This window comes from Chryseobacterium echinoideorum, assembly GCF_007474535.1.
GTDB lineage: Bacteria > Bacteroidota > Bacteroidia > Flavobacteriales > Weeksellaceae > Chryseobacterium > Chryseobacterium echinoideorum.
In genome coordinates this window covers 87616-106847 of the sequence record NZ_VKNW01000012.1, presented here as the reverse complement: position 1 = coordinate 106847, position 19232 = coordinate 87616, and the positions used below count along the sequence as shown (strand labels likewise).

Below are 19232 nucleotides of genomic sequence, written 5' to 3'. Positions count from 1 at the left end.
TTGGTAAGCCCAACGGGATGCTATATAGGAATGCCGTCTGAGCCGATTGTAAGAACCAACCCCTGCGAAAAAACAAAAGCATTGCTGGCAAGTCCTGTGGTAAAAAATAAAATTGATTCTTTGGAGGCGCAGTCTGTAAAGTTAGGCACAGATAAGGGTGAAAAAGCATTTTTGTATATGAATGATAATACTACGTCAGCTCTTATTACTGGTGAAGACCACGAAGTAAATCTCTCATTATATTCAGGCTACAAAGGTGTTTACCATAACCATACACCATCAGGCACAAAAATGTTATCAGTTAAAGATATACGAGCCCTGTTCAAAACCGTTGTATACCAACAGAATTCTGCTACGGCAAAAGATGCCTTTGTTGGGGTGGTTGCCTACGAAACCTGCAACTGCCCACCCGATAACTTCGTATACCATAATTATCTATTGCGTTTTAACGGAGATATTTCTACAACGGGTGCTATTGCAACTCTGAGTAAAGAAGAAATTAAAAAAGCGGAAGATGATTTTACTGAATTAGAAATGAAACTTTTAAAAATCCCCTCTTTAAGAAATGGATTGAATGCAACAGCGAGCTTAAATGCTCGGGGATTAGAACAACTATTTTTTGGTATATTAGCTAAAATGAATATTGTTCCCAATCAAATTACATTACAAAAAATAGAAAAAGGCGGAACTATCAATACTATACAGTTGAACCCTGATGGTACAACCACTCCTGTACCATGCCCATAAAAAAACAATTATGAAAAATACTAAAATTATCACCTTTTTATTCGTGCTTGTTAATCTTATAAATTGTAAAGCACAACAGACTTATCCATTAGATACTGATTATGAAAATATACCCGCATATTCATACATAAAAGATTTGAATAATGAATTAAATCAGTTTACAGGAATATATAAAGCGAATTATCAAGGAAATGAAACTACATTATATATTACAAAAGTAGAACATATGTTAAAAGAAAGACTCACAAAATCATACTACATGGATGCTTTAACAGTTAAATATACTGTCAAAAGTCAAAATGGGGCTATTCTTCAGGATACTCAGAATAATACTCAAAATGATTTTTACAGTATGATGTCTTATCCTCAGGAAAATGGTGTTGCTCTATATTATCCGGGAACAAATTGCGGAGTCGGGTGGGGAAAAGTATTTCTTTTTAAAATTAATCCCACGCAACTGTCTTGGGAATATCGGCCTAATAGTAGTATTTTCTTAGATAAAAGTATAGAATGTCCTGGAAATCCAGATACAAAAGTTTATCTTCCTGTAACAAAAGATTTAATTTTTACGAAGCAGTAAAGACAAAGTCTTTTAAAAAAGGTTATTTTCAGAGAAGAAATTATGAAAAACACTAAAATTATCATCATTTTTGCTGTTTTACTTAGTGTAATCAATTGCAAAGCTCAGATCTATCCACTAAATACGCGTATGGACGATATTGTCCAAGGAGGACATGTAAAAGACCTTAATAATGATTTAAATCAATTTGTTGGCATTTATAAAGCCAATTTCGAAGATAAAAATATAATTTTATATGTAACTAAAATAGAAAATAAGTTAGAAGAGATACCAAATAAGGAATATTATACTGATGCTGTAGTGATAAGATACACCGTAAAAAACTCATCAGGTGCTGTTCTCCAGGATACCCAAAATAATACTCAGAATGATTTTTACAGTATCTGGTCTGCTCCGCAGGAAAATGCAGTTGTACTTCATTATCCGGGAACAAATTGCGGTGTAGGCTGGGGAAGAGTATTTCTTTTTAAAATTAGCTCTACACAATTGTCTTGGGAATACCGACCAGAGGGTAGAATTTTTGTAGATAAGAATAGTGAGTGTCCCGGAAACCCCGATACAAAAGTTTATCTTCCTGTAACAAAAGATTTAATTTTTACAAAGCAGTAGTAATATTCCTTTACTTAAATAATTAACCTTGAAAAAGACATTATCACATATTTTAGTTTGCTTATCATTCTGCTTTATATATGTCAGAAAGTTAAGGTAGAGGGTTTTGTAAAACAACCTAAAGAAGGCTATAGAATTAGTTTTATTACATTAAACGATACGATTAAAAAACTTAATAAATTAGATGTAAAAGATTTTTCTGTAAGAGATAAAGTAACATCAAATCCAGATATTGTTACTTATACAGATGAAAACGGCTATTTTTCTATCAATGCAAGATTAAAAGATACCTTATTATTTGAAAATGATATCAGAAGGTTTTATCCCGAAAAGTATGCAGTATCAGATTTAATGAAAAAAAAGGATATAATTATAGAGTTCAGACCAAAACCCTGCATTAAGCCCAAACAATGTAATCAGAAGACACCTTCAAAAAAATATGTATTTGTAGGTAAGAAAATAAATGTAACGTATGCAGATACATCAGATTATTGCTATATGCTGATGGACTCTAAATACAATGCTACTTATAAAATTGAACAGGAATTCGGAGAACATTATCCTGAGGAGATTATCAATTTCACGGCATATGATCATAATAGCACTCATGATGCTATATTCAAAAATTACGAAAATGTCTTAATTTATGTAGGAGACTTTTGCGGTGAACTCATTTATTTAAAGTATAGATTTTTTCCGGTTTACAAGACAAGAGACGGGAGATGGGCAATTCCTTTTCATCCTATTTTTAACCAGATATTTGGTTTGGAAAGGCTTAAATTTACATCTATAGAGTTTGATAAGTCGGTTAATTTCGATCTTCCAGATTCGTCATTTCCTAAAGAAGAAATTGAAAACTCATTTCCCAAAAAAAATTTTAAAATTAAAAAAGGAAAAGCATATCCGTTGAAAGGAATATATGTAGAAGATTTACTAACATTAGATAGTAGATAAAGAAATTTAAAATACCAAAAAAAGGTTGTCTCAAAGCGAAACAACCTTTTTTGGTAATCAATGAAAACTTTACAACAGTTCCAAAATCTCCTGTACCGCATCTTTGCCTCTGTTTTTGGCATAATACACCTGCAGATCATTATAAAATAGATCTTTGGTATAGTTTTCAGGATCGGCTTTGTATTTTAGAAGAAGCTCATGCCCAAATTTCGGACGTGGTCCCCACGAATTTTTTAGGTTAAAATCTTTATCCAGAATGATGACCTTCGGGATAGATTCTGTTCCGTTGGTTAGAAATTGATTAATCAGGCTTTTGTCGCTGTCCCGAAGGAAAATTTTCACTTCATTTCTACCCTCAAAAAATTTCACCAAAGCAGGAACTGTTGCACTTGCATCACCGCACCATACTTCCGAAATGATCAGAATTTTTCCGTCAAAGTTTTTAGACTGAAGCTCAGCAAGCTGCTCTTCATTGGGAATATATTTTTTTAAAGTTCTGTCGATTCTCTGAAGTCCGAGTTCATAATAATGTCTGAAATCGACTTCCTGCTGATTGGCAGGGTTTTCCAGCCTGGATTTCCCTGTCTGTACATATTCCTCGAAAGAAATAGCTTTGTCCCAGTAATTTTTCATTACTCAATAGATTATTTTAAAATTGATTTATATTTCTTGTTTTACTGATCAAAAATAAATCTGCCAACACAAAAGCAGCAAGATTTTCTACAATAGGTACCGCTCTGGGCACCACACACGGATCGTGTCTTCCTTTTCCTTCTACGGTAACAGCATTTCCGTATTTGTCTACACTTTCCTGAGGTCTCAGAATAGTTGCGACAGGTTTAAAAGCTACCCTGAAATAAATATCCATTCCATTAGAAATCCCCCCTTGAATTCCACCGGAAAGATTTGATTTGGTGGTGAAATCGGGATTAAACTCGTCATTATGCTCGGAGCCGGTCATTTTTGCCCCACAAAATCCGCTCCCATATTCAAAACCTTTGCAGGCATTCATATTGAGCATTGCTTTTGCCAGTTCTGCCTGTAATTTAGAAAAAACAGGCTCACCAATTCCTACAGGCACGTTTTTGATAACACAGGTAACCGTTCCGCCGATAGTGTTGCCTTGTTTTTTGATTTCTTTAATTTTCGAAATCATTTTTTCGGCTGTTTCCATATCGGGACAGCGTACTTCATTGCTTTCGGTTTTAGAAAAATCTAATGCCTGATAAGGTTTTTCACAAAAGATTTCTCCTACGGAAGAAACATAGGCGTTGATCTCAATTTGAGGTAAAAGCTGTCTGGCTAAAGCTCCTGCAACTACCCAATTGATGGTTTCCCGTGCAGAAGATTTTCCACCACCGCGATAATCACGAATGCCGAATTTTTGGTCATAAGTGAAATCTGCATGACTTGGGCGGTAAGATGCTGCAATATGATCATAATCATTAGACTTCTGATTTTCATTTTCAATTAGAAACCCAATAGGAGTTCCGGTCGTTTTTCCTTCAAAAATTCCGGATAAAAACTGTACGGTGTCGCTCTCTTTTCTTTGGGTAACAATTGCCGACTGACCAGGTTTTCTGCGGTCTAATTCGTATTGTATTTTGTCGAAATTGATTTCCAGACCGGCAGGAAAATTATTGATGATTCCGCCGTAAGCTTTGCCGTGACTCTCACCTAAGGTGGTAAGATTAAGAAGATTGCCTAATGAATTGAACATACTGCAAAATTATTGCTTTTTATTTAGAAAAAGGAGGTGTTTGCTGGTTACTTTAGTGATAGTCATTTTTAATTGTCTCTATTGCTTTATCAACCTCTTTTTCTTCTGCTGAATTAAGTTTTTTCCAGATAAAACCTTTTCTGATGTCATTTTTGTCTATAAGTTGCGGAAATATTTTTGCCTTCTGATAATCTAAGACAAAACTCGTTGAAATAGCAGGAATAGGCGTTTCAAAATTAAAAGGATATTGTTTTGAAACATTGAAATTAAGATTTCCAACTTTAAAACGGGTGAAGTTTTTATATTCGTAATTGGTTGGCGCAAAAAGTTGTTTCAGATCTTTTTTCACAATCAGTTTTCCCGGATTAAAACTTGGAATATAATGCTGAATATAAGCGGGGAATGTAAATAATCCTGAAAAAATGATCATTACTATCGCTGAAAAAGCAATGACAGCTTTTCTCTTCAGTATCTGGAAACCGATCACAAAAAATATGACAAAAAATACATCCAGAAAAAATCTGTACTGGGCTGAAAAAAGCAGAACCAAAATACTTTTAGCCAAAACAGAAACGACCAAAAGTGAAACGATTTTCTTTTTTTGAATTAAACCATATATAATAAATCCTATAAGGCTCAGAATAAAAGTAATGTTAATAACTGACTTTATTCCGGAAACAAAAAACCAGTTTTTAATATAATCTAACCATGTAAACTGCAAGATTTCATCGTAAGTATACTGTCCGTCATAGGTTTTTGATATGGCAAATTCAGAAGATGACTGTAAAAGCTGAGGATTAGGTTTCCAGGATATTCCGAGATCTAAGACTGCAACCGGAAATACAGGAAAGCCAAATGTCCAGATATTTTTAAATATAAATAAAGAAAAAATACAACTGCCAAAAATTAATTTCTGAATATTCATTTTCATACTGAACACAGAATAGAGTAGCACAAACAAGGGCAGCCAGATGACTGTAGGTTTTACAGTAAAAGCAAAAACTGCTAAAGCGAACAAAAAAGAGATGTTTTTATTTCCTGTGAAGATTTCATTAACGATAATCAGCGAAAAAATAATCACAGGCAGATCCGGACTCGGAGATTGGGTGAAAAATATTAAAAAAGGAACAAAAAGAAGGTGGATCCAGCTTTTGTTTTCAATTATATAAAAAACATAAATAATGAGCAATATGCTGTTTAATTTAAAAAAGGGATCACAGAAATTACTGAAGCCTGCTTGCAAAATATGCCACACAGACATTTGTCCCAAAATAAGATCTAGATTTGATATTCCTTTTACAATTCCCACTTCCGTAAGCCATTTTATGGTAGGGATATAATACCCGAAATGATCTACAATAAAAGGATATGAGGAACCGCAATATAGAATGATGAGGATAAAAAAGGTCAGGATTCCAAAATTTTTTTTCTGAATCTTATAAAAATATTCGTAAAGTTTTTCTCTGAAAAAAATAGAAAGACCAATAATCACAACCGGAATTTCCACATTCAGATCAAGAGGAATAAAAAATGAGACCACAGACAAAAGCAGCCCTAAAAATAAAATTCCGTTCAAAGATTTACCTGACACTCCGCAAAGGTCAGCCGGAATTATTTTTTCCAGTAATTTACCCCACCCCATAAGAGCAGGAATGATAAAAACGGATGAAAAAAATAATAAAAGCATAAAAAAGATTGCCTAAAAATAAGCAATCTCTTTGAAAGTATATGTATATAAAATTATTTTGGCTGTACTCTTCCGCTTTTTCTATCTTGTGCTCTACCCAATGTATATCCGGTTGCACCACCGATAATACCTCCAACTACTGCACCTCCGCCACGATTTTTCTTATTAACTATCGCTCCCAATGCAGCACCACTTACTACACCAATGGCAGTACCTTTTGCAGCTTCACTGATTCCCTGTTTTTGAGCTGTCGTTCCCTGAGAAGCACCGCTACTTGAGCTACTTCCGCCTGACGAAGATCTTGGGGCATCACGATAAACTGTTTTAGTTTCTCTGATTACCTGAGGTTTAGATGCAGCTGCTGTTTTTGCCTGTTGAGCTGTAGCAATGCTGTCTGCTCTTTTCTGAGTTTCATACTCAAATCTTTCTCTTTCTATAGCCAGTTTTTGCTTTTCTATTTCAAGCTGTCTTACCTGAAATTCCATTTTTTGCTGTTCTAATGTCTTTTCAGCTACCTTATCTTCACTTCTCTTACAGGCTGTCACTGCAAATATTGAGATTACTCCTGCTAAAACTATATTTTTCATAACTCAAATTTTTAAATTAATTGTAAGCAATAATCGCTTATGGTTAACTTATTCTCAATTATGAAGCCAAGTTTTAGTTAAGGAAATGTTAAAATAATTAAATTTTGTAAAAATATTTATTTACCTGTACTGAAAAGCTGTTTTAGTTGCTAAAAACCTTTTTATTGATCTTTTTTTCCTTTACTTTAATAACAAAATTTGGAAGTTCTGAAATCTGACCTGCTTTAATTTCTATTTCCATAGAGTTTTTCTCAGAATAGGTGTTGGAAGGAAGAGTAGATTCGTTCAGGCTGATAATGTATTTTCCTGTAGGGAGAAAAGAGGTGAAATGTCCGTCATCATCACTGTAAAGTCTTTGAACAACTTCATTGTTTTTAATAATGCTGAAAGATACAGAAGAAGCACGATGCTCAAACTCAACGGCTGTTTTTGTATTATAATCAAAAGTAATTTTTCCTTGTAAAGTACCGTTTTGGTGAAGTGGAACCAATAGCGGATAGTTATACTGGTTGATTTCAAACTCAGTTTCATTATAATACCATCCCTGTTGTATGTGCTGCTTCAGGTTATATTTCCCAAAAGGAACATTTTTATATAAAGCTGTGCCTTCTGAAGTGGTTTTCAGAGCAATGTCATTAATGTTAATAAGATAACCTGCGGCCGCTTTTTCATCCTGATCAAAAAGATTGTTATTGTTTTCGTCATAAAAAGCAAATATCTCTACTTTTCCTTTCTTTTCCGGATTTAAAACTGTTTTTTTAAGATTAAGAGTAAAACCTAATTCAAAAGTAAGGATGTTACTGGCTAATGTTCCTACCGCATAATTGTACCATGTGGAATTAAGAAAAATACTGAAATTTTTGCTGTTGTATCTTGTATTTAGAAATGCTGATGGCGATTTTCCGTAAATGACGTCATCCACATAAGAAACTCCGGTGCTGAGGTTAAGCTTATCTTTATAAAAATCGTTATTATAAAATAGAGACATACTCAGTTTTTTATAATCTACTTTCTCTGCGGTAAGCTGTGAAAAGGCATATTCTGATAAATAATAGCTTCCGGATTGGTAAATTGTATTAAAATTAAAGTTTTTAATACTATAATTGGCATTCAGTTTTATCTGAAACTTCTGAGCATCAGAGGAGGGATATTGTGCAAAGCCGGTTTCTACGGATAGGAGCGCAGATTGTTTTGACCTGATGTGATTCCATGACAGCTGTTCTATGATCCTGTGAGCAGATATTTTTCTGATTACATTGTCTTCCCAGCTTCCGAAATAATTATTGTAACTGTTTGATTTTTCATTCTGAAACTGATAAATCACTCCTAAATTAAAGTTGCCAATTTTAGGAAATTTGCTACCCAGTTCTATTTTGGTATTTTCGGAGATCTGGGGTCTGGTGAAAAAATAAAATTTAGGTGAGAAATTAGAATAAATAATATTGGCAAAATAATTATAGTTTTTGAAATTAGCAGAAATATTTTGTTGAAGCTGTATACTTCCACGGCGGTTTCCGGGATAATAATCTGAACTATAAAAGTAATTTCCGGTGATTAAATAATTTTTAATTATCCCGGAATAGTTGCTTTCAGCAGAAAAAGAAGGCTTCATGGTTTTCAGATCTTCGTACGAGGTAAGACCTGCGTTCAGCTTTCCATTGGCTGTCCAGAATTCATTAAAGGTATAATTTCCCTCACCTCCCAAAATATGATTGCTGCTTTTCTCAAACGGATCATTCCTGTAAATATATGCAGCAGAAACATTTCTGGAATTGTTTTTAGCATTTAAAGTTCCCTTTGTAAAAAAACCGTAACCGTATTTCAAAAAACTATTTCTTTCAATAAGATTAAAGTTTTGATCTACAATACCTATTTCTATTTTTTTGTTGTTTCTGAAAGTATGACTGTATTCGGCTCCTCTTCCGACAAGAGTCATTTCTAATAATTTGTTGATGCTTCCTACACTATAAAAATTATTTCCCTGTTTCAATTGAATATTTGTATTGGTTACCAAAGGCTGTTGCTGGCTGTTGAGCAATGCAATATTTCCTTTCATAAAAAGATAGCCTGAAGGAAGGTTGACTCCTCCCGCACCCAGTAACTGATACATATTTATATTTTCTCCCACTCTTCTGTAGCTGGTAGTGATTTCGTTTCTGGCTTCTTGAGATAAATTGAAAAATTCAGGATTCTGATATTTTTGCACACTGGCAATATTCTTTACCAAAACATTGGAAGTACTGAAAATTTCTTTTTCAGGATTTCTGAAAGCAGACAAACTTACAATAAGATTGGATCCCCTTGATAAGTTTTGTGTATCAGTATATCTGAAAACAAAAGTAGAGTCTTTCCTTACAGGAATCTCTGCGTGCTGTTCCATAAAAATATTTCCATTCGAAGGATCGGGAATTTTGCAGACCACAGTAATATTTTGATCTATATTTCCTGAATTCAGAACTCGAACTCTGATTTCTAAAGGCTCATCTGATGAGGATCTGTAGATATTGGAATTTAATACTGTCATGGTCAGTTCATTACTAATGTTGACAGTATAATTTTCAGTTTTTTCGGTAATAAGCGTTTCAAGTTGATTGAATAGCTGTATTTGGATAGGGGAGATCCCGGCTTGTGCGTCCGATCCAATAACAACTCTTACCGGAACAAAAATTTTTTCATTGGCTTTCAGTTCTATTGGAGTTTCATCGCTGGAAATTACTTTAAATCCTTTTGGAACTTTATATCTTATTTTTCCTGAAAAAGGTATAGGATTGAAATTTTGAACAGCAATAACAAGACTCAATATTTTTGAGTTGGATGTAGAGGAATTTTTTTCAATTTCTAATGAAATATTGGAAGATGTATTTTGCCCGCTGATCCATACGGATACAATAGATAGAAATAAATTGAGCAAAAGTTTTCTGCCTTTTGGAGGTATCATTTAGATTTTATTGAGGGGTGATCTCGTACTGTAAAGTTGTAGAATAATTTTGAGGTTTTGCGTTAATGAGAAGCTCATCCTGCGGAAGGGTAAAATATTTTATATCATAAGAATAAGTAGTGGTTTGTGAAGTGTTTCCTTGTGCTATGATTTGATTGGCAACACTTAAAGTAATAGGGAAAACAGTCTGGTTAGCAAGATTAGATGACTGCAAAACCACATGAATCGCATTGATGGGAATGGTATCTCCGCCATTAGAAATGAGATTGCTTTGTAAAGATTTTACTTTAATCTGAAAATTAGTGTTGGAGCTTACCTGCATTCCGTTAGTATAGGTCACGCTTTTTCCTTCATTGTAATCCTGCATGCTTTTAAATTCTAATAATCCATTCGCAGCATTGGTATTAATTTGTAGAGAAAATTCCTGCTGAACAGGCGGAGTTCCGGATAGAGTGCCAATCTGAATCTGAAAAGTATGATTCATTCTTCCAATAATGTTATTGTACTGATCATAAGCTGTAAATTCAACAGGTGCATAGAATCTGGTCCACGCAGGATAATTGGCAAGATAACCGCCACCTATTAAGGTTATGCCGTATTTCATCTGTAGATTATAATATCCGTTCGGCTGGGGAGGCATATTGTAAAAAGGTGCATTGGATTGAGGAACGAGAAACACTTCTGCATTTTCCTGTAAAAAAATATTAAGAGGAGCTCCTATCTGTGAGATTGTTGGTATTGAGTTTGGCTGAGCCTGTCCTGATGTGGAAATCGGTTGAAAAGATAACTTGTTTCCAGGAATGGTATATTGTCCGTTTTGTGAGGTGATATTTTGTTTCAATTTTGCGGAAAGTTTCCAATAAGGCATATTGAGATTGCCATTGGCTGCAAAAGTTGCAGTAAATGCATCAGGATTATTGTTGCCATTATATGAGTTAATCTGCATATAGCTGTTAATCCACGAAGTAAAAGAAACCTGTGCATTACAAAAAAAATTTACAGCTAAAAGAAGAAAAACAAAGAGTTTATTCATATTTAAAATTTAGTTCCGCCATTTCTAAGGTTTCGTTGTCTCCATAATCAATGATTACTGATGCATTGTAAGAGCCTTTTTCCTCCAGATTATTTATAGGAAGGCTTACTTTTCGTGTATTTCCCGGAAGGGTATAAAAGACTAGCGGTTCTATGGTCAGTTTTTTACCAGTATTGGTGTTGATAATATCTGTGATTATTTTGCCATCTGTCCATATTTCAGATTGATTCTCAAATGTTAAATTCAGTATCTTTTTTGCAGCATCGAATCTCAGATCTTTTATTTCCACTTTTCTTTTGATGACTTCATTAGACTTATGGAAAATTTTAATTCCTGAGCGTACACTTACTTTTATTTTTGAGCCTTGTGTGTCTACATCATCTACAGGATTCATCTGGCTTACAAATAAAACTGCGGTATGAGAAGGCAATTGATCTTTATTGTTAACAGGAGGTGTAATCGTTACGTCCAGATCTTTTCTTTCTCCCGGAGCCAGACTAAAATAATTATCTTCTTTTTTTACGCTTATCCAGCTTGCGCAAGAGTTTTTGAGTGTATTGGCAGGATGCATGATATTTTCTCCGTTTTCATCATATTCCCAGTCTCCCAGACTAACAGCAAGATCTAACGAATTTTTTGCACTTACATTGGTTATGGTAATTTTTTGAGTACTGCTGCTTCCTGCTGTCGACTCAAAATAAACTCTGGGCGGAGAAACAGAAATTCCTGTCTGTGCACTGATTTGAATAATCATAAAACAAAATAACCATGCAAAATTTCTCATTGTCAAATTTTTATTTTATATGAAAAGAGTGTCACAATAGATTTGTGACACTTTTATAGCTTTTATAGCTTATCCTATTATTGGCTTACGATCGTGTAAGTTAATTCAGTTTTATAAGTAGTCGGGTTCTGGTTTGCGATATAGTTGTTAATGTACTCGTTTCCTCCAGCTCCTTTATACTGAACACTGATTTTTTTGTTCACACCACCGGTTGATGATGTTACTAAAGTCGTTTCGTTAGGAGAAAGCGTTACGTTTTGAGCGTATTGAGCTCCATTTACAGCATCTGATCCTGGAGTAGCTTTTACCTGAATACTACTTGCCTGAATTTGCTTACCCCCATTCTGTAAAACAGCATTACCGCTTTTTACTTTTACCTCAAATCCTCCTGTACTATAAATGTTAAGGTGGTCTGTATTATTAGATTCAACACCATTAGCATAATGATCTGTAGTTGAGTATTCTAAATTTACAGTTTTTTGTTGATTATTTACCACAAGGGTTTGGATCGGTTTTAACACCACATTCAAAGTCACGTTTTGTGCGCTTGCTGTTGCGAAGCCTAGCAAAGCTACAGCTGTCAATAAAATTTGTTTCATTGTCAATCAGTTTTAATGTATTAATATCTATTCTTTTCTGGCTGCAAATTTATAACGTATTCGGGTACTGGGATTTGCAAAAAAAGGTTTATTTTTTGTGAATTTTTACAAATATTATCTTATTTGCTGTAGTTTCAATTAAATAATGGCTTATTTTTATTAATTGTATAATGGCGAATCGCCTTGTAGTGTATATTTTGCCATATTTTTAGAACAAAAATAAGACAACAGGACTTGTTGTTAAATTACAAGAAATCCTGTTGCCTTTCTGAAAACTGAATGATGAAAAGTTTATTAATATACTGAATGCGTAGTTGAAAAGAATAGATTATTGATACTAATAAAACTTTGTGATTTGGTGTGTTGTTTTATTCTTATAGTTTAAAAATTTTATTTGCTGTTATTTATATTACAAATGTATCTACATTATCATAGGAAAGCAAACTATGCTGGGTTTGATTTAATAATTTTTACGTATAAATTTATAAATTTTTACGTAAAAAATAATTTTAAATAATTGATTTATAGATTGTTATTGTTTTTTAGTATACCCAGATAATAGAAGACCATTAAAGGTAATATTATGGTATGTATAAGTAGTATAGAGTGATAAATTAGGGTTTTAACCAATAATAGCTCGCATTTCTGATGGCTTTTTACCCAAATGTTTTTTGATGAAATTGGTAAAGTTTCCTTCATCATTAAAGCCAAGCTCAAACGCTATTTCAGAAAGTGAACGGGTAGAGAACCTTATTGCTTTTTCGCATTCAAAACTTACTTTTTCAATGATCATCTGCTTTGCAGATTTTCCGTAAACTAATTCAGTGGTTTCGCTAAGTTTTCTACTGGAAACCCTTAGTTGGTCTGCGTAATGAGATACTTTTTTATGAGTTTTATAATCTCTTTGAAGCAAAACAGTAAATTTATTGACCAGGTTTGAAGATTCTAGTTTTTCTAGCGTATCATTTTCGATAGAATTATCATTTAGATACGCATCAAGAATAAGGCTCTCAATTGCATTGTGCGCTGCGGCTAAATAAATTCGTTCATCGTTAAGTTTTGAAAATTTTTGCAGTCTTTCTACTAAAAGAATATTGTTGTATTCATTGGTTCCGTAATATGGCGAAAAAGATATTTCGGATTTAAAATTAAAAAACAGATGTGAGTTAAGATAAAAGCTATCTTTTGAAGTCTTGTCGAAAAAGTAACGGTTAAAAGCAATAACGTAAATATCTTTATCTAAAACCTCCCCAAGTTCGATCTGTTTGTAAGGTCCTACGAAAACTGCATTTCCTCCCGGGATGTAATATTTTTTGCCTTCAACGAGTATCTCCAGGTCTTGCGCTACAAGGTAAATACAAAAATATTCAAGCGTGTTGAATCTTTTTGAAAAATTATTGCGTTCTATTATTTTTGACACAGGATGAATGCTAAAACCATTTTTACGTAGTTCCTCTGCTATTTTGTACATGGTGTATAAAAATGTATTTTATTTAAAATATTATTAGTCAAAAATAAGGTATTTGATTAATAATATTCATGTTAAAAATCATTTTTATTTCAAAAATTATCAATTCATAATATAATATGATTGATTATATTGTAAATTTAAGCAGTGAGATGTTTAAGTTTATGAAAAAGTGATCAACTGATGTGTTTACTATGGACTAATCATTTTTCTACATCTTCAATAATAAACCATAATAATTAAAAAAAATCCACTTCTAAAGAGAAGTGGATTTTTATGCGATCCGGACGGGACTCGAACCCGCGACCTCCGCCGTGACAGGGCGGCATTCTAACCAGCTGAACTACCGGATCAATTTTTTTAAAGCTAAAATTGTAAAAGCTTGCGATCCGGACGGGACTCGAACCCGCGACCTCCGCCGTGACAGGGCGGCATTCTAACCAGCTGAACTACCGGATCAATTTTTTAGAGCTAAAATTGTAAAAGCTTGCGATCCGGACGGGACTCGAACCCGCGACCTCCGCCGTGACAGGGCGGCATTCTAACCAGCTGAACTACCGGATCATTTTTTATAATCTTTAAAGTATTACCTTTGATTATTGTGGTTGCAAATATATAGCTTTTTTCATTATCTGCAAATTTTGATTATATATTTTTTGTGAATTAAAGTTAAATGACAGAAAATCAAAAGAATTATTTCATAATGTAAATGCTGTGCCTGTTTTGATTCTTATTCTTTACGTTTTTCCAATTGATTTATGGATCTATTCTGTGTCCGGATTATAAAGTATTTCTGTTAAATAGAAATTTATTTTGTAATTTAAAATAGTAATAAGCATTGTGTTTTTTAAAAGTCTTAGTTTTTCTGGAGATAAGTGAGGTGTCTTGATCATAATGAAAAACAAAACTTTTCAATATATACAATTTAATTATTAGTGATTTTGATGTAGATGCAAAAAATGCATAATAGAAGTATTGATAAAGTAATAGACTTTTTAGAAAATATTCTCTTTAAAAACTTGAAAGCTTTGAGTATATATATAATTCTGATCTTTAAAGTTAGTTTTGCAAATTTTTAACAATGTCTATAGTCTTTAGGATAAAGAGTAAAATATGGGTATGGTTGAAAGGAGTAATCTTATGAATATTTTAAGGGAGCTAAGAAATATAAATCACCTTAAATATTGTTACAGTGTGATTTTGTGGTAATTGAAAATTTCTATATCAAAAATCGTGCTAAAAGTTTATAAATTCAAAAAAAAGTAGTAAATTCGTCATAAATTATGTTAACAAACACCAAGTAGAGTATGCTAAAACAAAATTTACAACTTAGGTTAGGTCAGAAACTTGCACCACAGCAGATTCAGCTGATGAAGTTGATTCAGCTTCATACTTTGGAGTTTGAAGAAGAGCTGGAAAGAGAGTTGGAAGAGAATCCTGCACTTGAAATTGCTAAAGAAGAAACTCCGGATGATGAGTATTCTTCGGTAGATGATTCCTACGAAGCTGAAGGTACAGAAAGTATTGAAACCGATTTCGATGTTAATGAGTATCTTTATGATGATGAACCAAGTTATAAAACAGCATCAAGTAATTATTCAGCAGATGATGAAGATTTTGATAATGAAAGTCTTCTTACCGAAGGTCAGTCTCTGTTCGATTATTTAATGGAGCAGATTAATCTCATCAATATTTCAGACGAAGATTTGAAAATTGCTGAGTATATCATTGGTAATCTCGACACAGACGGCTATTTGAGAAGAGAAATTAAATCTATTGTTGATGATCTTGCTTTTTCGCAGGGAATTTATACAACTCAGGAAAAAGTAGAAGATATATTAGAAAATTATATTCAGAAACTTGATCCGCCCGGAGTAGGGGCGAGAGGTCTTCAGGAGTGTCTTTTGCTACAGATTGAGAAAAAAGTAAGTTCAGATAAAGCCGTTTCTTTGGCTGCAAATATATTGCGTTTTCAGTTTGATGCATTGACGAATAAACATTACAATAAAATTATTCAGAAATACGATATTGAAGAAGAAGATTTGAAAGCTGCTTTAGAAGAGATTTCAAAATTATCTCCAAAAGTAGGTGGGAACTTTGATACTCAAACCATTACAATTAATCAGGAGATTATTCCGGATTTTGTTATTCAGGTAAAAGACGGGCAGGTAATTCCTTTATTAAACAGTAAAAATGCTCCTACCTTAAGAGTTTCTGAGGAATATAAAGACATTTTAACAACATATTCCCATGATAAAAATTCTTCTGAACACAAGCAGGCTGCTCTTTTTATCAAGCAAAAGCTGGATGCCGCAAAATGGTATATTGATGCCATTAACCAGAGACAGAATACTTTGCTGCAAACGATCAATGCTATTGTGAAATTTCAGCATAATTATTTTATTACGGGAGATGAGAAGTCTTTAAAGCCAATGATTCTGAAAGATATTGCAGATATTACAGGATTTGACATCTCTACAATATCCAGAGTAGTGAAAAGTAAGTATGCGGATACACCGAACGGAATTATTTACCTGAAAGATCTGTTTTCTGACAGTCTTACAAATGACGATGGAGAGGAGGTTTCTACAAAAGAAATTAAAAATCATCTTCAGGAAGTTATCAGTAAAGAAAATAAGAGAAAGCCGCTTACGGACGATGCTCTTGTGGTGATTCTGAAGCAGCAGGGTTATAATATTGCAAGAAGGACGATTGCAAAATATCGCGAACAGCTCAATATTCCGGTGGCAAGACTAAGAAAAGAACTTTAAAAATAAAGGCTTGAATTTTATATTCAAGCCTTTATTTTTTTTAATTAAATCAATCATTATATATAATATATTTCTTTCTGATTTTTGAAAATCTTTCGAGATCAGCTTTCCAAGATGATTTTATTTCTTTTACAGATTTTCCGGCAATAATCTGCTTGCGAAGCTCATCCGAACCGGCAAGTTTATCAAAAAATAAATTTTTCAGAAAGAAGCTCTGCTGTGGATTATTATAATTTTTATAAGCTTTTATAAGCCATTCCAGATTCAATTCTTGTATTTTTTTTGGATAATCGGAGAGATTTTCGCCATAGCACAGTTTACCATTCAGGAAAGGATCTTTTGCGCCGAAATTAGGCTTTGGAGTAAACTGATAAGGCAGATTTTTTGTCCAGGGAGAGCCGTAAACCTGAAATGGAAGATCTGTTCCTCTTCCTACAGAAACCTGCGTTCCTTCAAAAAAACACAAACTCGGGTAAAGATTAATTGATTGATCATTAGGTAAATTAGGGGAGGGTTTTTCAGAAATAGGATAGCGTTTCTTCTTATGATAATTTTTCATCGGAATCAATGTATACTGAGCCTGAATCCCATTTTTGAGCCATTTTTCCCCATTCACCATTTTTCCGTATTCTCCGATGGTTAGTCCATACACTACAGGAACTTCGTGCATTCCGACAAAACTTTCCCATTTTTTCTTTAAAACAGGTCCGTCAATATATCCGTCATGAGGATTTGGTCGATCCAGAACCATTACTTCCACGTTATTTTCGGCGGCTGCTTCCATCAAATAAGTTAAAGTTGAGATATAAGTGTAGAATCTTACACCGACATCCTGAATATCAAAAACAACAACATCAATTCCTTTCAATTGCTCTGGTTTTGGCTTTTTATTAGATCCATAAAGAGAAACAATAGGGATACCTGTTTTCACATCTATTCCGTTTTTTACTTTTTCTCCTGCATCTGCGTCGCCTCTGAAACCATGCTCAGGCGCAAAAATAGATTTGACATCAATATTATTTTCAACTAAAAAGTCGACAATGCTTAAGGTATCTGTTTTTATTGCTTTTGCACAACCGGTTGAAGGATCTTTTGCTGCATTATAATATTCCACTCTCGTTACAATACCTGTCTGATTGGTTACCACCGCCACTTTTTTATTTTTCAGAAGCCCAAGATATTTTTCCGGCTGATCTGCTCCTGTTTTGAAATCTTTATCTGATGTTTGAGAATAATATATATTGAATACACCCAAAAAAATTAGGCAAATAAGAAGTAATGTTTTAATTTTGAAATTTAAATTCATAAGCTTGAAATTTCCATTATATTTCTCCAGAAAAATAGCGTTTTCCAAAGATAACAAAAATAACCTTTCCCGGGTGATTATCTTCATCGGCAGACTGTCTGTGGCTTTGGGAATCATCGTGTCACTCATCACTGTTTCTACAGGATTGGGTTCAAAAAAAGCAATTAAGGAAAGGCTTGCTGATTTCAGCGGACACATTACAGTAAAATCTACCAAATCAAATTCTTCCTACAATACTTCTGTTTTAGATAATGAAGGGTTGGATATTAAAAAAATTCAGTCACTTCCTGATGTTGCAGCTGTTCAGAAATATGCGATGGTTACAGGGATCATGCGAAACGAACATAGTTTTGCAGGGATCATTTTTAAAGGAGTAGCGAAAGATTTTGACAGTTTACGCTTCAAGAAATTTATAGTTGCAGGTAAAACGCCTTTCTTTAATGAAGACGGATATAATAATGGTGTTGCTATTTCGCAAAAATTGGCAGGAGATTTACATCTGAAAGTAAATGACAGTATTGTAACAGTGTTTTCAAAAGCTGATCAGAAACCAATTTACAGAAAATTTGAAGTGATCGGAATTTATAAAACCGATATCAAAATGATTGACGATCAGTTTGTCATCGGGGACATCAAGCATGCCAAAAAAATTCTTGAGATGAAAGATGACGAAATTGGCGGACTTGATGTTTTCTTTAAAAATATAAATAATATTGAGGAAGATTTTCCTGAAGTTGAAAAATTTATAGGCTATAAAAACTATGCGGAAAAAGTAACCGATAAATATCCTCAGATCAACGATTGGATCGGTCTTTTTGATACAAATATCGGGATCATTATTTCTATTATGCTTTTGGTGGTGATTATTAATATCATTATGGTTTTACTGATTCTTATTATCGAACGCACTAATTCTATAGGACTTCTTAAAACCTTAGGTGCAACCAATGGGCAGATCCGTGCAACATTTATCAATTATACTTTAATTATTATGATTCCCGGACTTTTATATGGTAATATGATTGGTCTTGGACTTTTGATTGCACAAAAATTCTTCGGAATTATCACACTCAATCCTGAGAATTATTATGTAAGTGTAGTTCCGGTAGATCTTAATCCTTTGGTGATTATTTCTATTTCTGTTGGAATTTTAATTATTTCCGGATTGGCATTAGTGATCCCAAGTTACCTGATCAGTAAGATTTCTCCTGTAAAAGCAATTAAATATAATTAATTACTACAAACTGTTTAGCTGAATTTTATTTTAGCTGAATTTTTCGTGTATTGGCAAATCTCTAGCCCCGATTGAAGAGGAAATCCTTTTTTGAAAAAAAAGATTGTAACGGAAAGCGGGAAGAAGCTCCAAAAAATTTTTTGATCTAAGAACTATTAAATGATTGGTCTCATATAATTTAGTTTTGCGGTAATTATTTTGAAAGCCTTATCTTT

Annotated in this window: 16 protein-coding genes and 3 tRNA genes; 6 read left to right on the top strand and 13 right to left on the bottom strand. The window is 33.4% G+C overall.

What is annotated here, in order from left to right:
- The 4 genes from FOL89_RS17605 to FOL89_RS15180 all read left to right on the top strand — a co-directional run.
- The coding region (locus FOL89_RS17605) for a hypothetical protein (RefSeq protein ID WP_185146990.1) at positions 1-747 on the top strand (747 nt) is incomplete at its 5' end.
- A gap of 10 nt (positions 748-757) precedes the next feature.
- The gene (locus tag FOL89_RS15190; RefSeq protein ID WP_144283640.1) at positions 758-1327 is read left to right on the top strand and encodes a DUF6705 family protein; all 570 of its coding nucleotides are present in this window, start codon (positions 758-760) and stop codon (positions 1325-1327) included.
- Between the two features lie 42 nt (positions 1328-1369).
- Positions 1370-1936: a DUF6705 family protein gene (locus tag FOL89_RS15185; protein WP_144283639.1), complete on the top strand. Its 567-nt coding sequence runs from the start codon at positions 1370-1372 to the stop codon at positions 1934-1936.
- Positions 1937-1993: 57 nt separating this feature from the next.
- Entirely contained in the window at positions 1994-2890 is an 897-nt protein-coding gene (locus tag FOL89_RS15180; protein ID WP_144283638.1) for a hypothetical protein, read from the top strand.
- 69 nt (positions 2891-2959) lie between these two features.
- Here the strand turns inward: FOL89_RS15180 and FOL89_RS15175 are convergent, their stop codons facing one another.
- The 12 genes from FOL89_RS15175 to FOL89_RS15120 all read right to left on the bottom strand — a co-directional run bounded on the left by FOL89_RS15175 (position 2960) and on the right by FOL89_RS15120 (position 14270).
- On the bottom strand, positions 2960-3523 hold the full coding sequence (locus FOL89_RS15175; RefSeq protein WP_144283637.1) for a thioredoxin family protein: 564 nt from the start codon (positions 3521-3523) through the stop codon (positions 2960-2962).
- A gap of 16 nt (positions 3524-3539) precedes the next feature.
- Positions 3540-4610: a chorismate synthase gene (gene aroC, locus FOL89_RS15170; protein WP_144283636.1), complete on the bottom strand. Its 1071-nt coding sequence runs from the start codon at positions 4608-4610 to the stop codon at positions 3540-3542.
- Between the two features lie 52 nt (positions 4611-4662).
- Entirely contained in the window at positions 4663-6297 is a 1635-nt protein-coding gene (locus tag FOL89_RS15165; protein WP_228444936.1) for an LIC_10190 family membrane protein, read from the bottom strand.
- A 53-nt stretch (positions 6298-6350) separates the two neighbouring features.
- Entirely contained in the window at positions 6351-6884 is a 534-nt protein-coding gene (locus FOL89_RS15160; RefSeq protein ID WP_144283635.1) for a glycine zipper family protein, read from the bottom strand.
- Between the two features lie 142 nt (positions 6885-7026).
- Positions 7027-9822: a COG1470 family protein gene (locus FOL89_RS15155; RefSeq protein WP_144283634.1), complete on the bottom strand. Its 2796-nt coding sequence runs from the start codon at positions 9820-9822 to the stop codon at positions 7027-7029.
- A gap of 7 nt (positions 9823-9829) precedes the next feature.
- The gene (locus tag FOL89_RS15150) at positions 9830-10855 is read right to left on the bottom strand and encodes a hypothetical protein (protein WP_144283633.1); all 1026 of its coding nucleotides are present in this window, start codon (positions 10853-10855) and stop codon (positions 9830-9832) included.
- Positions 10848-11639: a fimbrial biogenesis chaperone gene (locus tag FOL89_RS15145; protein ID WP_144283632.1), complete on the bottom strand. Its 792-nt coding sequence runs from the start codon at positions 11637-11639 to the stop codon at positions 10848-10850. Before FOL89_RS15145 ends, FOL89_RS15150 begins: the two co-directional genes overlap by 8 nt.
- A 77-nt stretch (positions 11640-11716) precedes the next feature.
- The gene (locus FOL89_RS15140) at positions 11717-12238 is read right to left on the bottom strand and encodes a hypothetical protein (protein WP_144283631.1); all 522 of its coding nucleotides are present in this window, start codon (positions 12236-12238) and stop codon (positions 11717-11719) included.
- 622 nt (positions 12239-12860) lie between these two features.
- On the bottom strand, positions 12861-13709 hold the full coding sequence (locus tag FOL89_RS15135; protein ID WP_144283630.1) for a helix-turn-helix domain-containing protein: 849 nt from the start codon (positions 13707-13709) through the stop codon (positions 12861-12863).
- Between the two features lie 276 nt (positions 13710-13985).
- Positions 13986-14059: transfer RNA gene (locus FOL89_RS15130), tRNA-Asp, on the bottom strand.
- A gap of 32 nt (positions 14060-14091) precedes the next feature.
- Positions 14092-14165: transfer RNA gene (locus tag FOL89_RS15125), tRNA-Asp, on the bottom strand.
- A 31-nt stretch (positions 14166-14196) separates the two neighbouring features.
- Positions 14197-14270, bottom strand: a tRNA-Asp gene (locus FOL89_RS15120).
- Between the two features lie 743 nt (positions 14271-15013).
- Here FOL89_RS15120 and rpoN point away from each other — a divergent pair.
- Positions 15014-16477 (top strand): RNA polymerase factor sigma-54, encoded by a 1464-nt coding sequence (gene rpoN, locus FOL89_RS15115; protein ID WP_144283629.1) that lies wholly within the window; start codon positions 15014-15016, stop codon positions 16475-16477.
- Between the two features lie 49 nt (positions 16478-16526).
- On the opposite strand, the gene FOL89_RS15110 is transcribed toward rpoN, so the two are convergent.
- Complete coding sequence (locus FOL89_RS15110) at positions 16527-17783, bottom strand: exo-beta-N-acetylmuramidase NamZ family protein (protein WP_144283628.1); 1257 nt, start codon at positions 17781-17783, stop codon at positions 16527-16529.
- A gap of 4 nt (positions 17784-17787) precedes the next feature.
- On the opposite strand from FOL89_RS15110, the gene FOL89_RS15105 reads away from it, so the two are divergent.
- On the top strand, positions 17788-19017 hold the full coding sequence (locus FOL89_RS15105; RefSeq protein ID WP_144283627.1) for an ABC transporter permease: 1230 nt from the start codon (positions 17788-17790) through the stop codon (positions 19015-19017).
- The last annotated feature ends 215 nt before the right edge of the window (positions 19018-19232 follow it).

Coding starts and splice junctions, on each gene's coding strand:
- FOL89_RS15190 (WP_144283640.1), top strand. CDS start 758: ATGAAAAATACTAAAATTATCACCTTTTTATTCGTGCTTGTTAATCTT.
- FOL89_RS15185 (WP_144283639.1), top strand. CDS start 1,370: ATGAAAAACACTAAAATTATCATCATTTTTGCTGTTTTACTTAGTGTA.
- FOL89_RS15175 (WP_144283637.1), bottom strand. CDS start 3,523: ATGAAAAATTACTGGGACAAAGCTATTTCTTTCGAGGAATATGTACAG.
- aroC (WP_144283636.1), bottom strand. CDS start 4,610: ATGTTCAATTCATTAGGCAATCTTCTTAATCTTACCACCTTAGGTGAG.
- FOL89_RS15165 (WP_228444936.1), bottom strand. CDS start 6,297: ATGCTTTTATTATTTTTTTCATCCGTTTTTATCATTCCTGCTCTTATG.
- FOL89_RS15160 (WP_144283635.1), bottom strand. CDS start 6,884: ATGAAAAATATAGTTTTAGCAGGAGTAATCTCAATATTTGCAGTGACA.
- FOL89_RS15155 (WP_144283634.1), bottom strand. CDS start 9,822: ATGATACCTCCAAAAGGCAGAAAACTTTTGCTCAATTTATTTCTATCT.
- FOL89_RS15150 (WP_144283633.1), bottom strand. CDS start 10,855: ATGAATAAACTCTTTGTTTTTCTTCTTTTAGCTGTAAATTTTTTTTGT.
- FOL89_RS15145 (WP_144283632.1), bottom strand. CDS start 11,639: ATGAGAAATTTTGCATGGTTATTTTGTTTTATGATTATTCAAATCAGT.
- FOL89_RS15140 (WP_144283631.1), bottom strand. CDS start 12,238: ATGAAACAAATTTTATTGACAGCTGTAGCTTTGCTAGGCTTCGCAACA.
- FOL89_RS15135 (WP_144283630.1), bottom strand. CDS start 13,709: ATGTACAAAATAGCAGAGGAACTACGTAAAAATGGTTTTAGCATTCAT.
- rpoN (WP_144283629.1), top strand. CDS start 15,014: ATGCTAAAACAAAATTTACAACTTAGGTTAGGTCAGAAACTTGCACCA.
- FOL89_RS15110 (WP_144283628.1), bottom strand. CDS start 17,783: ATGAATTTAAATTTCAAAATTAAAACATTACTTCTTATTTGCCTAATT.